Genomic DNA, 16,311 nt, shown 5'->3' with positions numbered 1-16,311 from the left:
TTTATTTTAGCAAGGCGCGCGTGGGAATGGCAGGCTGAAATGCATGATCGAGAATTGAATCAGTTTTAATCTGCACCGAACGCGGAAGTTGGTTTTTTAGTTTCTCACGTGCGGATAGAAAATCTTTCTCGGGGAGATGATGTGTTTTAGAGATATTTTTTACTGGGTCAAAAAAGGTAAGCTTTCGAGTAAATGGAGGCAGATTTAACTGTCGACGTTCCGTAAGGAGCGTCTGCCAAATTGTTGTCTGATCCCTGCCAAAAATTTGCCAGTAAATTAGTTCCGGATGCGAGGTTTCAATATAAACCTGATTAGTTAGCGCGCGCGCTTCTTGGATCTTCATGAGATAACGCCACGGACGATCGAGTTCTGGCGACAAGAGCGGTGAGTCGGCCGCGACAAAAATAATTGACTGAAAGTTTTGGCCGGAATCAAGAATTTTTTCTGTTGCGACGGTGAAATTTTTGGCTTTCGGTAAACGTTCAAAAAGACGTTTGCGCAAAGCCTTAACACTGAAACTACTCTTATCTTCCTCGCCGCGTGGAGTAATGATGAGAACCAACTTGTTTTCGCGCGCCATGATTTCAATTATTTCCCAGACTTGGTTACTTAACGCTAAACCGCCTTGGGCATGGAGATAGTTTACAGAGGCGAGTAAAGCGGGAGTGCGACTTTGAATGCGACTGGCGATCGCGTTTTGTTCGGCTAAAATGAGGGCGGGTGTCGGCAGAGAAGCGCCAAGCAGACAGTTTGCGCCCTGACTTAAAGCGCGAACATAAGCAATAGTAGCCGAATCTAGATATGGTCGCTGATCGTCGGTATGACCTTGATGGTAGGCGTCTTCAACAATAATCAAGCCCAGCGAGTAGGCAGGCCAGCCGACGATATGCCGCGTACCGATTAGAATTGGGAGCAGGCCAGCCGAGAAAGCGGTAGCAATTTGACGTTGTTTAGTGGGCGTTAAATCACCTGTTACAGCCTCAATCTGTGGCGCAAGAGACATGAGCTGACTAAAAAGCGCTGGGTGCTGTTCCCGCGGCGCAATCAAAAGCGTCTGTCGATTGGCGCACAGAGATTTTTCAATAAGCATTTGATATTGCCGATAGCGTTCTTGACGAATTCCATAGCAGTGGAAGCGTTTGCCGATCTGTGTATGCGGAAAACTTGGTCGAAGTGCCAAAAATTTGCGTTTCGCTATTGAAGGTAGAAGGCGAAAAAGACAAACGCCAATTGATTCTCCTGAATATTCGGCGAGCGCTAAAGCGATTAGGCGCGAGATATTAGGTACCCAGACGCCTTCAGAAAGAATGCGATTAAGCGGCCGAAGCTTGCCCCTAATTTCGGCTTTAACTGTTTTACGTAATCGCCAAATCACACCCGGAAGCTTTCGATTGCCAAGTGAAATCTCGACTAAGGTTCCTGGCCGGGAGTTTAAGAATGTTTCCGGTGTGAGTCGATAGCTAAAAATATCCTGTCCAGGCCGATCCACAACGACATCTACGTAACTCATCAATAATCAGGGGTTTTCAGGAGCTCGAAATCAGAAAAAGGTAAAACAGTAACCATCGCACGACCTAAAATATTCTGCTCCGGCAAAGGTCCCCAGCGTCGTGAATCAGATGAATGATCGCGATTATCACCCATAACGAAATACTCATTTTCATTGAGTGTTTGCTCCATTAAAAACGTACTGGGAGAGCGAGTGAGTTTATCTTGAGCAGTGATCGTTTCAATATAAGGTTCGTTGAGAGTTTGACCATTAATGGTGATAGTCTCATTTTTGACGATCACCGTTTCTCCGGGTAGGCCGATAATGCGTTTAATGTAATTCTGCGTTGGCTCTTCGGGCGATTTAAAAACAATAATATCACCTCTCCGAGGGTTCTTAAGACGGTAAGTAATCTTATCGACAACCAAGTAATCTTGATGATGAAAAGTTGGCTCCATGCTTCGACCTTGCACCACAAATGGTTGGGCGATAAAAGATCGTACCAAAAATGCCGCTAACAATACAAGCACTATCGTTCGAAGTGTTTCATAGGCTGATTCCGGCGATTTGCCAGTATAAGGCGACGGTATTGTTCTCATAACTTTTAGTATAGCGTAGAATTTAGAAATTAAGAATTCATTTTGTAAATAGGTGGAAAATTATGTCAAAAGAACACGGTGAACAGCAAGAATATAGTCAGACTGAACTTCTATCTTTTTATAATGAGATTAAAAATCGTATTATTCGACTTCAAAATAAACTCAATGATAATCAAATCGAGGATTTTCTTGAAGCATGTTCAGAATTTAGAGTTAAATTGGCACAAAACTTTCCAGAATATCACCAGTCGGCAGCTTTTCACGGTTTCGCCTTGAGTACCCCCATTGAGGGAAGTTTACGCGTTAAGGATGTTGGTAATAATGAAATTGAAAATTTTATCGCAAAACTCGAAGCAAGTTATCAAAATCAACAGTGATGATGGTGGTCGTACCTGGACTCGAACCAGGGGCCTTTGCGATGTGAACGCAACGCTCTAACCAACTGAGCTATACGACCAAATGTTTATGTTTCTTTTAATTATTTTTGCCATTATTTTAGCAGACCAAGGCACCAAAATTTTACTTTTTGAGCAAGCAGTTTTGAATTCCGGGATCGCCTTTGGTGCATTTAATTCAAAGCCCGCCCTTATCCTTGGGTTGATTGGCGCTGGGATTCTGGGGGTGATGGTTTTACAGATCACTCATCGAGATCAGAACAAAACTTCCAGGTTAGGGTACAGCTTCATCTTGGCTGGGTTGATGAGTAATTTAGTCGATCGAGTGCGGGTCGGGGCGGTTATCGACCCGTTTACGCTTGGGGATTGGTTGCCGTTCTTTAATCTTGCCGATCTTGCGATTTTAACGGGTTTAGGCATTCTAACGCTGATTCATTTTCGCAAGCGGTCTGTATAGATCATACAACATCTAAGTTTAACCGACCTTGTCCGAGAATGTCGCTCACTCTTGGTTTTGAAACACTCTTTGCTTCGCGGCGCTCCAATTCTTGCAGTAAGTCTAAATAATCAGCTGGAATTCCCGAAATAAATGGTTTTTCACTCATGTATTCAGAATGCGCTTTAGCAAGGCTTGAAACTCTTCTGGATGACTAGAGGCGAGTTCAGAAAGTACCTTACGATTTAGGTTTAACTCCGCTTTTTTCATGAGAGGAATAAATTTTGAATAGGTTAGTTCATGCTGACGGAGAGCGGCATTGAGACGAATAATCCAAAGCGCACGAAACTCTCGTTTTTTAACACGCCGATCTCGATACGCATTATGCATTGCCCGCACACTTGCCTGACGAGCCACTTTAACAAGATTTTTTCGACCCTGAAGAAAACCCTTAGTGCGCTTAAGGAGATTTTTGTGACGTTTGCGAACCTGAATTCCTCGTTTAACACGGGCCATAATTACCTCAAATAGGGCAAGAGTTTCGTTAGATTCTTCTTATTCGCGCGCGAAAGCGCTCGAACATGTCGGGCATTCTGACTCACTCGCGCCGCCTTGCCGCCAGTTAGATGTTGGGCGCTCATTGCTCGCGCCATAAACACACCGCTTTGGGTGCGCTTTAGAATCCTTTTAGAAGCCGCTTTATGAGTTTTAAGCTTAGGCATGATTATTGTTTGAAATTTTATCGGATCTTTCCTAATAATTCAACCTGATTTATCGAGTTAAGATTGCCGAGAGACGATTCCCTTGCTTGGTAATGTTGGGTACTTTGAGTTTTAGAATTTCAGCAAAGCGGATAAATTTCTCCTTAGCTTGTTCGGCGAAGGCGTTTTCTCGACCGACCAGGCGCATACCGAGTTTAATCTGATCTCCTCGCGCAATAAATTTTTCCGCTTGACGAATTCGGGTCTGAAAGTCGTGCTCACTCATTAGAAAACTTAATTTTATTTCCTTCATCTCGCCTGATTTTTGCTTGGCGCGCTGTTTCCGAGTTCGCTTTTCACGATCGTAGCGCTCTTTACCGAAATCGAGAATTCTTATAACAGGAGGCGTCGCTTGTCCACTGACCTCAACAAGATCGAGGCCCTGCTCGTGAGCTAGAAAAAACGCTTGTTCGCGCGACATTCCGCCGAGATTTTTACCTGTTCGATCGATCAGAACTACTTCCGGCGCAATAATCGCCTCATTCACCCGTTTGTCGTCGAGAATTGTGGCCTCCGTTCAGTTTCTCTTATTATAGGTGGCGAAACTCTATCACGTCGAGTGATCATTTTCAAGCTTCTGGGAAAAACTTGAATTGCCAATGGGGTTTTAGCGATCACCTCACTGCCAAGGTAAACGGGATAAGTACCATCCATTTCGATTGAAATTTTTGAACCTCGAAAACGCGAAGTGTAACCAGTCTCTTCTTTTTTACCGCCGAAAAGCCAGTTGAGAAAAGATCTCTTGCCACGATCGCCAAAACGATTACGCAAAAAAATTGTACCGGAGCCAGCTAACCGAATGTCACTACAGTTGGTTTCAATTGAGGCATCATCAATTGCAAGATGGATGGGCGTTGCTTGTGCAATCGCGATTTTAATCTCGGTGACAAAAAACTTATTGGGTTCAATGCGAGCAATTGAGGTCAGTTTAACACGGCGATATTTAAGCGCTTCCGCCGCTTCTTCAAGCGTCGTAATGCCGGTCACAAGTTCAAGCGAGACTGGATTTTGCAATGGCAAAGCGCCAAAAACATACGGCGTTCCGGCTAATAACGTAGCGACCTCGTTAATCAGACGCTCTGACCCAATCGCAACGATTGTCGAGTAACGCTTAGCGGCGCCAAGTTCAGCTAATTCCGCCACTGATCGAGTTGGCGAAGCTGTAACAAACTCGCCCGCTATTCCAAGAAGAGTGAGAAGCTCTCGAGCTCGTTCAAGTGCACGATGGTCATCTCGCGAGCGCGGTGCTTCTGTAATGTAGTAGTACATCCGAGGCTGAAGACATCGTCGACTTACTCTTCGAGTTCAAAAGTTGGCGCCGCGCCCAGAATTTCTGCTTTTTCCGGTAATTTTTCTTTTGGCTGTTCCGGTAAATCTTGTTTTTTTACTTCTTCAGTTTTGGCTAAGGGAGCGCCTTCACCCGTCATGGTGCTCTTGCCGTTAAAAGTTGCCCCGGGTTTAATGAGAAGCTCTTTAGTTGTGATTGCTCCACCAACATTGGCCGTTGGGAGTAGCTCAAGTTTTTGGTGAGCGGTAATTCCACCTTGGACTTTACCTGAAACACTCACCATTTGAGCTGTGACAGGTCCTTTCACAGAGGCAGTCTCACTGATCGTGACGGTCTTATCTGAAATTATCTCACCTTCAACCGTACCATGGACAATAATGTCGTTTACATCGCTTAAGGTGCCAGTCAGCTTAACATTCGCGCCCACAACAGTTCCTGGGCCTCCAACCGCACTATCCTGCGTTGCGCCATCAAACATCGATTCTCCTTCCCCTCAATGTCGCCGCTGATAAGATAATTATTAGAATACAGAAGGGAGTAAACGGTTGCAAGAGGGGAATGGATTCGCTACACTCTCACCCGACAATTCCGCGAGTACGATCTTATGATTAACCCCCAAAACCCAACTCCCAATGATTCAATTGTCGTCCAAGGGGCGAGAGTCCATAATCTGCAAAATATTCACGTTCGTATACCACGTAACAAGATTACCGTCATCACCGGTCTCTCCGGGTCGGGTAAATCTTCTCTCGCATTTGACACAATCTACGCTGAGGGTCAGCGGCGCTATGTCGAGTCGCTTTCGTCTTATGCCAAGCATCTTTTTGGCACGTTGGAAAAACCCGACGTTGACTTGATTAGCGGACTCGTTCCAGCGATTGCAATTGATCAAAAAAACACTACCCGTTCGCCGCGCTCGACAGTTGGAACAATGAGTGAAATTTACGACTACTTGCGCTTGCTTTTTACGCGCCTTGGCAAGGCTAATTGTCCGACCTGCCTTGCAGAGTTAAAAAAAATTATCTTGCCAGAGTCAAACAAACCAGGTTTGAACTGTCTAAATTGCCAGAAAAATTTTCCTGAATTAACGCTTGGTTTATTTTCATTCAATAACCCTCAAGGGGCATGCCATGAGTGTCGCGGACTCGGGCAACGATCCGAGCTTGATCTTGAGCGCATTTTGCCAAATCCACGTCTAACTTTAGAAGAGGGAGCGATTCGCCCATGGGTGCGTTTGAGTAATAACGGACAGGGCATTGAGAAGGTGCTTAAACAGATTAAAATCACTACTCATATTCCAGTCAATGCCCCAGTTGGCAATTTAACGGTTCTGCAACGACAAACATTATTGTTTGGCGACGGGCAAGATTTCCCGGGCATAATACAAATTATTAACGAACGTTATATGAATACCGATTCAGCCTACGTTCGAACTGAAATTGAGAAATATATGGTCAAACGGCTTTGCCCGACTTGCAAAGGACAACGTCTAAAAAATGAGGCACTATGCGTGCGGGTTGGTGGTTTAACGATCAACCAAGTCGCCCAGCTAACAATCAGCGAGACTTTGAAATTTTTCCAAAATTTAATTCCAACGCTTAATCAGACCGAGCAAGTCTTGGCTGAAAATATTTTGCGCGAAATGAATTTGCGACTTCAGTATTTAACAAAAGTTGGCTTAGGCTACCTAACACTTGACCGAGGAGCAGAAACCCTAGCTGGCGGCGAAGCGCAACGAATTAGACTCGCGACGCAACTCGGGTCGGGGCTAACAGGCGTTCTCTATGTGCTCGATGAGCCTTCGATAGGCTTGCATCCTCAAGACATCAATCTATTAATTCAAATCTTAAAAGAATTAAGAGATCTAGGCAACACCTTAATCATTGTTGAGCATGACGAGCAGATTATCCGAGCGGCCGATTATTTAATCGACATCGGGCCTGGAGCTGGCAAAGAGGGTGGGCAGTTAGTCGCCGAAGGTAAGCCTGATGATTTTCTCGTGTCAAAAAATTCTTTAACCGCTCAATATTTGCGAGGTGAGAAAATGATTAAAATTCCAACTAAAAGGCAGGTCAAAACGAGCGCGTATCTCGAAATTATTGGAGCAAAAAATTTTAATCTCAAGGATATTACGGTGAAAGTTCCGCTTAAAGCATTGATATGCGTTACCGGAGTTTCGGGATCTGGCAAGTCAACACTTGTACAAGACACTTTGGCGGTGGCCCTTGCTAAACATTATCACCGCGCCTTAGCCGAGCCAGGCATCCATCAAAAAATCACAGGCCTTGAGAATCTTAATAAAGTGATTAGTGTCGATCAGTCGCCAATTGGTCGGACGCCGCGTTCTAACCCAGCAACTTATACAAATGTCTTTGGCGCGATCCGCGACCTTTTTGTCTCCACGGAGCTTGCTCAAAAGCGTCGGATAAGCGCCGGCCATTTTAGCTTTAACGTCCGCGGTGGACGGTGTGAAGTTTGCCGTGGGGAAGGTTCGATCCGCCACGAGATGCACTTTTTGCCAGACGTCTATGTTGTTTGCGAAACGTGTCGGGGTACGCGTTTTAAGCAGGAAATTCTCGATGTGCTTTACCGGGGCAGGAATATCGCTGAAGTGTTAACCATGACCGTTAAGACTGCTTGTGACTTTTTTGCTGATCAGCCGACAATCGCTGGCAAACTCGATGTTTTGGCGGCCGTTGGCCTAGGCTATTTGATACTAGGTCAGCCAGCCACTACTCTTTCTGGCGGCGAAGCGCAAAGAATCAAACTTGCTACGGAACTCGCACGGCATTCTTCAGGTTCAACTTTGTATATTCTCGATGAGCCGACAACCGGTTTGCATTTTGAAGACATTGCGCTTTTACTCCGCGTTTTACAGGCTTTAGTCGATAAAGGGAATACTGTTTTGGTGATCGAGCATAATCTCGACGTCATTAAATGCGCAGATTGGGTGATCGATCTCGGGCCAGGAGGCGGAGCCATGGGTGGGCAGATTGTGGCTGAAGGCACACCAAAACAGCTCTCAAAAAATAAAGCATCAATTACGGGAAAATATCTAAGCGACATTTTGGGCGTGCTATAATAGACAGGTTTCTCAATAACCTTCATGCATGGAGTAAAATGGGCAAATTATCGCACCGTCAAGTCTTTGTTGGGTTAATTGCGTTCGCGTCCTTGAGTATCGCAACCTACTCAATTTTTTTTAATGTTTCAAATCTGACAGAGGCTAATAATGGAGAAACTGATAATGCAGAGAATGTGACGGATGATATTTTAAGTAAAGATCAAAGCGCTGATAAATCACCCACTAAGACGTCTTCTGAAAAAGTTGCCGAAGATGTAGCCAATGCAGTAATAGACCAGAAAAACGCCAATTCATCAAATGGATTATTTAATCCCAAAAAATCAATCGAGGAAAATTTACCTGAACTTTATCAAAACTTGCTTCCGATTCTCTTCCTGCTTGCTTTTCTAATGATGATTTACTCGGGTTATCTGTACATTTCCTCATTTGGCGACGAGGCAAAAGTAAAAGAAGCCAAGGAAGTTTTCACAGCCGCTTTAACAGGTCTTGCGCTGATGCTTTTAATTCCTTTAATTGTTGAGTCTTTTAAGACTGGTCAGCCCAAAACTCCAGCTGGAACGACCTCTGAAGCATCCAAAGAGAATACGCCTCAAAGTGAAAATACGCCCTCATCGAATCCAGCTGGAGAAAAAAAGAAAGAACCAGGCAAAACAGCGGCGCCGGCTGGAGGTAATCCAAGCGGTGAGGTCGAGGCTCAAACTGATGTCGGCCCACCTGGTGTGGAAATTTAATGTCAACCTGGGCAAAATACGTTTTTATGTTAATATAATATTGCGCACAGATCGTGGCAGTTGCTCTTAATCAAATAGGTGAGGAAAGTCCGGGCACCAAAGAGTAGTGCACCCCGTGTAAGCGGGGCGGCTGTGAGGCCAGGGATAGTGGCACAGAAACAATACCGCCCAGCCTATAGTTGGGTAAGGGTGAAAAGAGTGGAGGTAAGAGCTCCCAACAATTCGTCAAAAGGCGAGTTGGCGCAAAACTCCTGCATGGTGCAAGTTCGGTGGGCTCGAACGTCGTCAAACCTGCGACTCGCAGGGATGTCCACGAGTCCGAACGCGTAGATAGATAACTGCCTTCGCCACCGGCGAAACAGAACCCGGCTTATGAATCTTGTGTGCGCCAAACTCCCGTCATCCGACGGGTTTTTGGTAGGATAATAAAGAATCATCCGGGGTCGTCTAACGGCAGGACACCACCCTTTGGAGGTGGGTACGAAGGTTCGAATCCTTCTCCCGGAACCAAAGCTTTCCACACCTTCTCGATTGACACTCGAAGTCGAATACGTATAGTAAAACAAGTTTCATAAGGAGTGGGAGGAGGTGAAGGGTTCCATGCCATACGCGGTACAATCAAAAAAAACAGGTGATACATATTACCTCTACAGTAAAGAGGTAACCTTGCGAGGTGGGCGCCAACAACGAATTTTCTATTTTTCGCGCGATTCTCAAAATGCTAAAGGCGATCCAATCGAGGATTTGCCGGATGGATATGATGTCATCGAAAATGCTAGGACTGGCTTGCCAATGTTAAAAAGAATTCAACAGCAGTAAACAAAGCTGGCTTTGTGAATAAAAGAACCTGCCCAGGCGGGTTCTTTTGTGTGAAAACCTGGAGAATTCTGCTATCATTAATGTATAAAGAGTGCCATGAAACGATCAGAGCTCTTTTTTAGTGTTCTTCTTATTCCGCTCGATGCCGTCATGGTTTTGAGCGCTTTTCTGTTTGCTTACTTTTTGCGTACACAAAATGAAGTAATCTACATTTTATCTTTACCCGAATATCTAACTTTCATTTTGACACTCTTGCCAATTTGGATTCTAATTTATGCTCTCGAAGGGCTTTATTCGGCCGAGAGCGGACGGCGGGGTCTGGATGAATTTGCGGACATCTTTTTAGGCACGTCGCTTGGAGCTTTACTTTTTACGGCCGCGATTTTTGTCACCGATACCCGGATCGGCTCGCGAGTTATTCTTTTATATGCCTACCTCTTATCGCTTCTTTTTGTAATCTTTGGCCGTTCGATCTTAAACTGGATTCGCAGAGCTCTTTATAAATATAACGTTGGCGTGCATCGCGTGATTGTAATTGGCGCAAATGATTTAGCCTATCAGATCGTTCGAGAAATCACTGTCAATACGCGTTTAGGTTACGTCTATTTGGGGCACATTGCGATTGCCGAACACACTCACTCGCAAACTACACCACTCGGTAAATGCCTCGGCGCATTCGAGGATTCAGAACGCATCCTTGACCACTATCAACCCGACGAACTAATCATCGCGACGACACGTATTCACGATAAAGAGATGTTGAAATTGCTAGCATTAACAAACCAAAAAAGAATTGATCTTCGCCTCACGCCTAATATCGTTGGCGTGCACACGACAAATTTTAGTTATCAAACAATGGCAGGCATCCCAATTATTGAGGTCTTACGCACACCACTTCAAGGGTGGGGTAGGGTTGCGAAGCGCATTTTTGACTTTATCGGCTCCTTGTTCGTGTTAATTTTTGTCTCACCAATCATGTTGTTGACCGCACTCGCAGTCAAAATCACCTCCCCCGGACCGATTATTTATCGAAATACGCGGGTTGGTCAGGATAAACAGCATTTTGAAACCTATAAGTTTCGAACAATGCGTATCGAGTATTGCACTGGCGACAGTTATGGCGGCAAACAGGCGCTTCAATATGAAAGCCAACTTATCCAAAAACAAAACAGTCGCAAAGGCGCTGTGTATAAGGTTGCCAATGATCCACGCTTGACCCCGATTGGAGAATTTTTACGCACAACCAGCCTTGATGAGTTTCCGCAGTTCTTTAATGTTTTCTTTGGCACGATGAGCTTGGTCGGCCCGCGCCCGCATCAACCGCGTGAAGTTGCTCTGTATCAGCCTTGGCAAGAAAAGCTCTTTACTATTAAACCCGGCATTACCGGGCTTGCACAAATTTCCGGTCGTTCAGATTTGGATTTCGATGATGAGGCACGGCTTGATATTGGCTACATTGAGCGCTGGTCTTTTTGGCAAGACCTAATTATTCTTTTGCGCACTCCGATGTCGCTTTTGCGTTCACGCACAAGGAAAGCGGCGTGAAAACCCGTCCGCTTAAAGTGGTGTTGGTGCATGAATTTTTGACGCAGTATGGTGGCGGAGAACGCATCCTCGAACAATTTACCCAGATGTTTCCCGACGCTCCGATTTATACTCTCATTTACGATCCACTTAAAATGAAAGACGCCTTCGGCGATCGTCAGATCATCTCTTCTATTCTGCAAAATTTGCCGTTCTCAAAACAATACTATAAATGGCATTTGCCCCTCATGCCTTGGGCAACTGAACATATCAAGCTGCCAGCCGATGTCGATTTGGTCCTTTCGGATTCTTCCGCCTTTGCAAAAGGCGTCAATGTTTCTAAAAATATTCCTCACCTTTGCTTTTTACACACTCCAACTCGCTACCTCTGGTCGGTGCGCAATGAGTATGTGAGGGATGCGCCAATTCCATTTTATATTCGCCCATTCGTTCAGCCTGTCTTAAGCTGGATCAAGCGTTGGGATTACCTTGCCGCTCAAAAACCCGATGCCTACATTGCCAATTCCACCAATGTTGCTCGACAAATGCGACGCTATTATGATCGATCGCCTGAAAAAATAATTTTTCCGTTTGTTGAATTGAAAAAATTCGCACTATCGGCAAAAATTCAGGATTATTTTTTGATTTTAACGCGTCTTGAGCCATACAAAAGAGTCGATTTGGTTCTCGAAGCCTGCGCCGACCTCAAGCTTCCTCTTAAAGTCGCGGGCAACGGGAGTATGTTAAGTGAGTATAAGACCAAGTATCGGTCGGCGCCGACAATTGAATTTCTTGGTCGTGTATCGGATCAAGCCTTACCCGCGCTCTACGCCCAGGCACGTGCTTTCATCTTCCCAGGCGAGGAAGATGCGGGCATTACACCTCTTGAAGCAATGGCGGCCGGCCGGCCGGTAATTGCCTATGGAAAAGGCGGGGCGCTTGAATCGATTTTACCCGGCATTACCGGCGAGTTCTTTTATGAACAATCGGCTGCCGCGCTCAAAGGCATCCTCAATCAATTTGACGAAAAGCGGTATAATCAAAAACGAATCCGAGAGCACGTTAAGCAATTCGATGTTTCGATCTTTACTCAATCTGTTATGCAGATAGTAGAAAATTTAATTTCTCAACAAAGGAGCAAAAATGGATCTTGATCTATATGTAACGCTTTTAAGGCGACATCTGACATTGTACTTAGGTGTTTTTTGTCTAACATTTTTAAGCATTGTTCTCTTATCTTTTAATCAAAAGCCGCGCTTTGAAGGGAGCCTTTTTCTTTCGGTCGCTCAAGCTCCCCAATCAGCGCCGACGAGTGCCGATTTTTATGAGTACGGAGAATTTTATAGTCTGCAGGGGAGTGGATTCTTGTCGGACTACCTTGCTAGTTGGCTTAAAGATCCAGCAACAGTGAATACGATTTTAGTAGAAGCGCGAGCATCGTCCGCTAATCAAACTATCAGGAGTTTAAGCCGAATGCTTGAGATTAAATCCCAGGGTCGACTTGGTTTACAGGTGATGTTAAACAGGTTAGATGAGCAAGAAGTTAACCGGATATTGACAGCAATCAAATCAGTTGTGACGGCACGCCTAGAAACACTTCAGAGTCAGGGTTTCTATAAAGACTTTAGTCTGATCACTGGCGATGTTTTGGTAACCAAGAATTCCCAGAGTCTGCCTTTTGCGCTCGGTCTCGGCCTGACAAGCGGTATTTTTATCACGATTTTCATCTTTCTTATCACTGCTTCCGTGGCGCCTGTTAAACAACAGCTTACATGAAATCATCGAAGGTATTTATTGATGGGATTCAGTCGACTAAACGATATGTTAAAACAGAAACCAAAAAGAATTGGCGGGAATTTTGGTTGGCGTTCGGTATTCTTGCGCTTGGCGTGAGCAGTGCGTCTTTAGTCTTCGCCGACGATTTTTTAGGGCTCTGGCGCTTAAAACAAATGATCCCACCTGGTCACTACTTGGTTTTATTCCAAAACAATGCCGAGCAGAGGCCGAGTGGGGGGTTTATCGGGAGTTTTGCAACTCTCGACATTACCGCGAGTGGTTACGAAAATCTTGTGGTCGACACCAATATCTATAAACGCGATAACGCTTTTACTGAAAGAGTGGCAATTTCGCCACCCGAGCCGCTTAAAGGAGTGGCTACCAATGACCGTCTGGCTATGCGCGACAGTAACTGGGACATTGATTTCCGCTCATCCGCGGAACGGGTCAGCTGGTTCTATAAACAAGAAGGCGGGGAGGCGGTCGATGGTGTCATTGCAATTAACGCCACTGTCGCTCAAGATTTACTCAAAATCATCGGGTCCATTCCTCTGCCGACGGGCGATGAACTTAAAGCGGAAAATTTTTTCACCACGCTCCATTATATAATCGAGAAAGAATATTTTTACGATCCTGTTCAACGTCAACAAAATGAACCCAAAACTGTCATCAAGGAACTGATTCCGACTTTTATCTCGCGTCTCAAGCAAGCGAATGTGCTTGTGCGTTTGCCCGCTTTTATTCAACAAGAACTCAACGAGCGTCAGATTCAGTTGTATCACACCGATGAAAACGTTGAAGCAAACATTTTGGCCGCTAACTGGGGTGGGGCAATTTCAGAAACAAAGGGGGATTATCTTGCGCTGTTCAACGCCAATGTCGGCGGTCAAAAAAGCAGTTTAAATGTTAGTCAAAAAACAACTGTAAAAATCGAACTCGAAACAAATGAAACACTTTACCATCGCGTTATAATTGAGCGTACCCATCAAGGCACTGGCGTTTGGCCTGATCACACGAATAATAACTACTTGCGTATCGTTGTTCCCAGCAACGCTAAACTGATTTCGGCGACATTTAATGGCAGTGACCGCTTCGACCAGATCAACATTGAACCTGCATTCAATAAAACCGTTTTCGGCACTCATGTGGACACTGAACCGGGCGCCACGAGTCAACTTGTTTTAGAATATTTAGTGAAGTTAGATCAAAATCGGCAGAGTTTGTTTTATCAAAAACAATCCGGCACGCTGGCAGAGGCGCTCGAAGTTAGTGTAGGTGACCGAACAGTTTTCAACGCGCTTTTATCGACTGATGCCACGGTTAAATTTTGACTTTTCCCCTTCCTTACTCCTGTAAAAAGTGTTATAATAATTAAAAGAAGTTAGAAGCTTCTTTTGTTAATAGTGATTTGAGAGTTTTTCTATGGCCGATGAAGTCAAAAAAAATCAATCGTCCTACTCGGCCGCCGATATCACGGTTCTTGAAGGCCTAGAGGCTGTTCGCAAACGGCCGGGGATGTACATTGGCGGAACGGGTGAAGCTGGTCTTCATCATTTAATTTGGGAGATCGTTGATAACTCAATCGACGAGGCGATGGCTGGCTACGCTTCAAAAATTGAGCTAACACTTTTACCTAAAAATGTCGTTCGAGTGCGCGATAACGGTCGTGGCATTCCAGTGGAAGTTCACAAGGCAACTCAAAAATCAACTCTTGAAACGGTCATGACAACCCTGCATGCTGGCGGAAAATTTGGCGGCGAGGGCTATAAAGTTTCAGCTGGTTTGCACGGTGTTGGCGCTTCGGTTGTCAACGCTCTTTCGGCTTGGCTTGTGGCCGAGGTCTGGCGTGATGACAAGCGCTATGAGCAACTCTATAAACAAGGTCAACCAGCTGGTGAATTGACTAGCGCTGACGACCCAGGCCACGCAACAGGCACCCAGACCACATTTACGCCTGATCCGACCATTTTTGAAACCATTGATTTTAAATGGGAAACGATCCTCGAAAGACTCCGCCAGCAAGCCTACCTGACCAAGGGCATCTTTATTCGCGCTCAAGATGATCGCGCTGAATCTTCAGAAAGCTACAGTTTTTATTTTGAGGGCGGCATCGCATCACATGTTCGCTATTTGAATCGCAATAAAGCCAATCTCCATGAACCAATTTATATCGAAAAAATTACCAATGACATTTCGGTTGAGATTGCCCTTCAATACACAGAGGATTTCAACGAACGCGTTTTTACCTTTGCCAACACAGTGAACACGCCAGGTGGCGGCACTCATCTGACTGGATTCAAAACCGCTCTGACACGAGTTTTGAACGACTACGCTAAAAGTTCAAAGCTCTTAAAGGAAACCGACAGCGGATTTTCCGGTGAAGACGTTCGCGAAGGCTTGGCCGCGATTGTCAGCGTTAAGTTAAGTGACCCTCAATTTGAGGGGCAAACAAAAGATAAACTCGGCAATCCAGAAATTCGAACAATTGTTGAACAAGTAACGGCCGAGGGCTTGTCATACTATCTACAAGAGCATCCCAACGAAGCGAAAAAAATTATTACCAAGGCATCTTTATCGGCGCGGGCTCGCTTGGCGGCCAAGGCGGCGCGTGAAACAGTTATTCGCAAAGGCGCCCTAGAAGGCATGACTCTTCCCGGTAAATTGGCCGACTGTTCAGAGCGAGATCCAAAAAAATCCGAACTCTACATTGTAGAGGGCGATTCAGCTGGCGGTTCAGCGAAACAAGGACGCGATCGCAAGTTCCAGGCAATTTTGCCCCTCCGAGGAAAAATTCTCAATGTCGAACGCGCCCGACTCGATCGAATGCTTCAAACTGAACACATTAAAGAATTGATTATCGCGCTGGGCGCAGGTATCGGTGACCAGCTTAATCTCGAAAAAATTCGTTATCATCGCATTATTATAATGACCGATGCAGATGTTGATGGCGAACATATTCGCACCCTGCTTCTTACTCTCTTCTTCCGTCATTTTCGCGAGGCGCTCGACCGTGGTTATATCTATATTGCCCAGCCACCCCTCTACAAAATCACCAAAGGCAAAACTATCCGCTATGCCTATTCTGACACAGAACGAGATACGATTTTGAGGGATCTAGGCATCACACTGTCAGCCGGAGTCGAAGTGGGTGAAGATAACTTAGAACCAGAAATCTCAAAAGGCAAGGCGCGGGTTGACCGATACAAGGGCTTGGGTGAGATGAACGCGATTCAACTCTGGGAAACAACTATGGATCCAGCGCGCCGCACACTTTTACGCGTCGATATCGATGATGCTGAACGCGCCGACCAAATTTTTTCGATGCTTATGGGTGATGAAGTCGCGCCCCGAAAACGTTTTATTCAAAGCCGAGCAAAAACCGCTAAAAATCTTGACGTTTAGGCAATG

At 45.3% G+C, this 16,311-nt stretch carries 18 protein-coding genes, 2 tRNA genes and 1 other RNA gene; 12 read left to right on the top strand and 9 right to left on the bottom strand.

What is annotated here, in order from left to right; genetic code table 11:
• Nucleotide 1 precedes the first annotated feature (1 nt).
• Together HYW32_04335 and lepB are read right to left on the bottom strand one after the other, a co-directional pair.
• The gene (locus HYW32_04335) at nt 2–1,510 is read right to left on the bottom strand and encodes a hypothetical protein (protein MBI2590214.1); all 1,509 of its coding nucleotides are present in this window, start codon (nt 1,508–1,510) and stop codon (nt 2–4) included.
• Complete coding sequence (gene lepB, locus HYW32_04330; GenBank protein MBI2590213.1) at nt 1,510–2,088, bottom strand: signal peptidase I; 579 nt, start codon at nt 2,086–2,088, stop codon at nt 1,510–1,512. The genes HYW32_04335 and lepB overlap by 1 nt, the downstream gene beginning before the upstream one ends.
• A 62-nt stretch (nt 2,089–2,150) precedes the next feature.
• On the opposite strand from lepB, the gene HYW32_04325 reads away from it, so the two are divergent.
• On the top strand, nt 2,151–2,465 hold the full coding sequence (locus HYW32_04325) for a hypothetical protein (GenBank protein MBI2590212.1): 315 nt from the start codon (nt 2,151–2,153) through the stop codon (nt 2,463–2,465).
• 3 nt (nt 2,466–2,468) lie between these two features.
• On the opposite strand, the gene HYW32_04320 is transcribed toward HYW32_04325, so the two are convergent.
• A tRNA-Val gene (locus tag HYW32_04320) sits at nt 2,469–2,545 on the bottom strand.
• Nucleotides 2,546–2,553: 8 nt separating this feature from the next.
• Between HYW32_04320 and HYW32_04315 the strand changes: the two genes are divergently transcribed.
• A complete protein-coding gene (locus tag HYW32_04315) occupies nt 2,554–2,940 on the top strand; it encodes a signal peptidase II (GenBank protein MBI2590211.1) in 387 nt (128 codons plus the stop codon).
• Nucleotide 2,941: 1 nt separating this feature from the next.
• Here HYW32_04315 and HYW32_04310 read toward each other — a convergent pair whose 3' ends face one another.
• From HYW32_04310 to HYW32_04285, 6 genes are read right to left on the bottom strand one after another with little or no spacing between them, the layout of a single operon-like run.
• Complete coding sequence (locus HYW32_04310; GenBank protein ID MBI2590210.1) at nt 2,942–3,088, bottom strand: hypothetical protein; 147 nt, start codon at nt 3,086–3,088, stop codon at nt 2,942–2,944.
• A complete protein-coding gene (rplT, locus tag HYW32_04305) occupies nt 3,085–3,435 on the bottom strand; it encodes a 50S ribosomal protein L20 (GenBank protein ID MBI2590209.1) in 351 nt (116 codons plus the stop codon). Before rplT ends, HYW32_04310 begins: the two co-directional genes overlap by 4 nt.
• Before the next feature lie 2 nt (nt 3,436–3,437).
• A complete protein-coding gene (locus tag HYW32_04300; protein ID MBI2590208.1) occupies nt 3,438–3,641 on the bottom strand; it encodes a 50S ribosomal protein L35 in 204 nt (67 codons plus the stop codon).
• A 49-nt stretch (nt 3,642–3,690) separates the two neighbouring features.
• The gene (gene infC, locus HYW32_04295) at nt 3,691–4,167 is read right to left on the bottom strand and encodes a translation initiation factor IF-3 (protein ID MBI2590207.1); all 477 of its coding nucleotides are present in this window, start codon (nt 4,165–4,167) and stop codon (nt 3,691–3,693) included.
• Complete coding sequence (locus tag HYW32_04290; GenBank protein ID MBI2590206.1) at nt 4,164–4,949, bottom strand: hypothetical protein; 786 nt, start codon at nt 4,947–4,949, stop codon at nt 4,164–4,166. The genes infC and HYW32_04290 overlap by 4 nt, the downstream gene beginning before the upstream one ends.
• A gap of 23 nt (nt 4,950–4,972) precedes the next feature.
• The gene (locus HYW32_04285) at nt 4,973–5,446 is read right to left on the bottom strand and encodes a polymer-forming cytoskeletal protein (protein ID MBI2590205.1); all 474 of its coding nucleotides are present in this window, start codon (nt 5,444–5,446) and stop codon (nt 4,973–4,975) included.
• A 126-nt stretch (nt 5,447–5,572) separates the two neighbouring features.
• On the opposite strand from HYW32_04285, the gene uvrA reads away from it, so the two are divergent.
• From uvrA to gyrB, 10 genes are all read left to right on the top strand, one after another.
• Entirely contained in the window at nt 5,573–8,050 is a 2,478-nt protein-coding gene (gene uvrA / locus HYW32_04280) for an excinuclease ABC subunit UvrA (protein MBI2590204.1), read from the top strand.
• 38 nt (nt 8,051–8,088) lie between these two features.
• On the top strand, nt 8,089–8,784 hold the full coding sequence (locus HYW32_04275; protein MBI2590203.1) for a hypothetical protein: 696 nt from the start codon (nt 8,089–8,091) through the stop codon (nt 8,782–8,784).
• Nucleotides 8,785–8,827: 43 nt separating this feature from the next.
• An RNA gene (rnpB, locus tag HYW32_04270) (RNase P RNA component class A) lies at nt 8,828–9,174 on the top strand.
• Between the two features lie 46 nt (nt 9,175–9,220).
• A tRNA-Gln gene (locus HYW32_04265) sits at nt 9,221–9,294 on the top strand.
• Between the two features lie 90 nt (nt 9,295–9,384).
• On the top strand, nt 9,385–9,603 hold the full coding sequence (locus HYW32_04260; GenBank protein MBI2590202.1) for a hypothetical protein: 219 nt from the start codon (nt 9,385–9,387) through the stop codon (nt 9,601–9,603).
• Between the two features lie 96 nt (nt 9,604–9,699).
• The gene (locus HYW32_04255) at nt 9,700–11,148 is read left to right on the top strand and encodes a sugar transferase (GenBank protein MBI2590201.1); all 1,449 of its coding nucleotides are present in this window, start codon (nt 9,700–9,702) and stop codon (nt 11,146–11,148) included.
• Complete coding sequence (locus HYW32_04250) at nt 11,145–12,281, top strand: glycosyltransferase (protein MBI2590200.1); 1,137 nt, start codon at nt 11,145–11,147, stop codon at nt 12,279–12,281. The genes HYW32_04255 and HYW32_04250 overlap by 4 nt, the downstream gene beginning before the upstream one ends.
• Nucleotides 12,271–12,903 carry a hypothetical protein gene (locus tag HYW32_04245; protein ID MBI2590199.1) on the top strand — a complete coding sequence of 211 codons (633 nt, stop codon included), beginning with the start codon at nt 12,271–12,273 and terminating at the stop codon, nt 12,901–12,903. Before HYW32_04250 ends, HYW32_04245 begins: the two co-directional genes overlap by 11 nt.
• Complete coding sequence (locus HYW32_04240) at nt 12,900–14,234, top strand: DUF4012 domain-containing protein (protein ID MBI2590198.1); 1,335 nt, start codon at nt 12,900–12,902, stop codon at nt 14,232–14,234. Before HYW32_04245 ends, HYW32_04240 begins: the two co-directional genes overlap by 4 nt.
• Nucleotides 14,235–14,325: 91 nt before the next feature.
• Entirely contained in the window at nt 14,326–16,305 is a 1,980-nt protein-coding gene (gene gyrB, locus HYW32_04235) for a DNA topoisomerase (ATP-hydrolyzing) subunit B (protein MBI2590197.1), read from the top strand.
• The last annotated feature ends 6 nt before the right edge of the window (nt 16,306–16,311 follow it).

It is taken from the genome of Candidatus Berkelbacteria bacterium (assembly GCA_016187225.1).
Lineage (GTDB): Bacteria > Patescibacteriota > UBA1384 > JACPKC01 > JACPKC01 > JACPKC01.
This window is presented reverse-complemented; position numbering and strand designations above follow the sequence as displayed.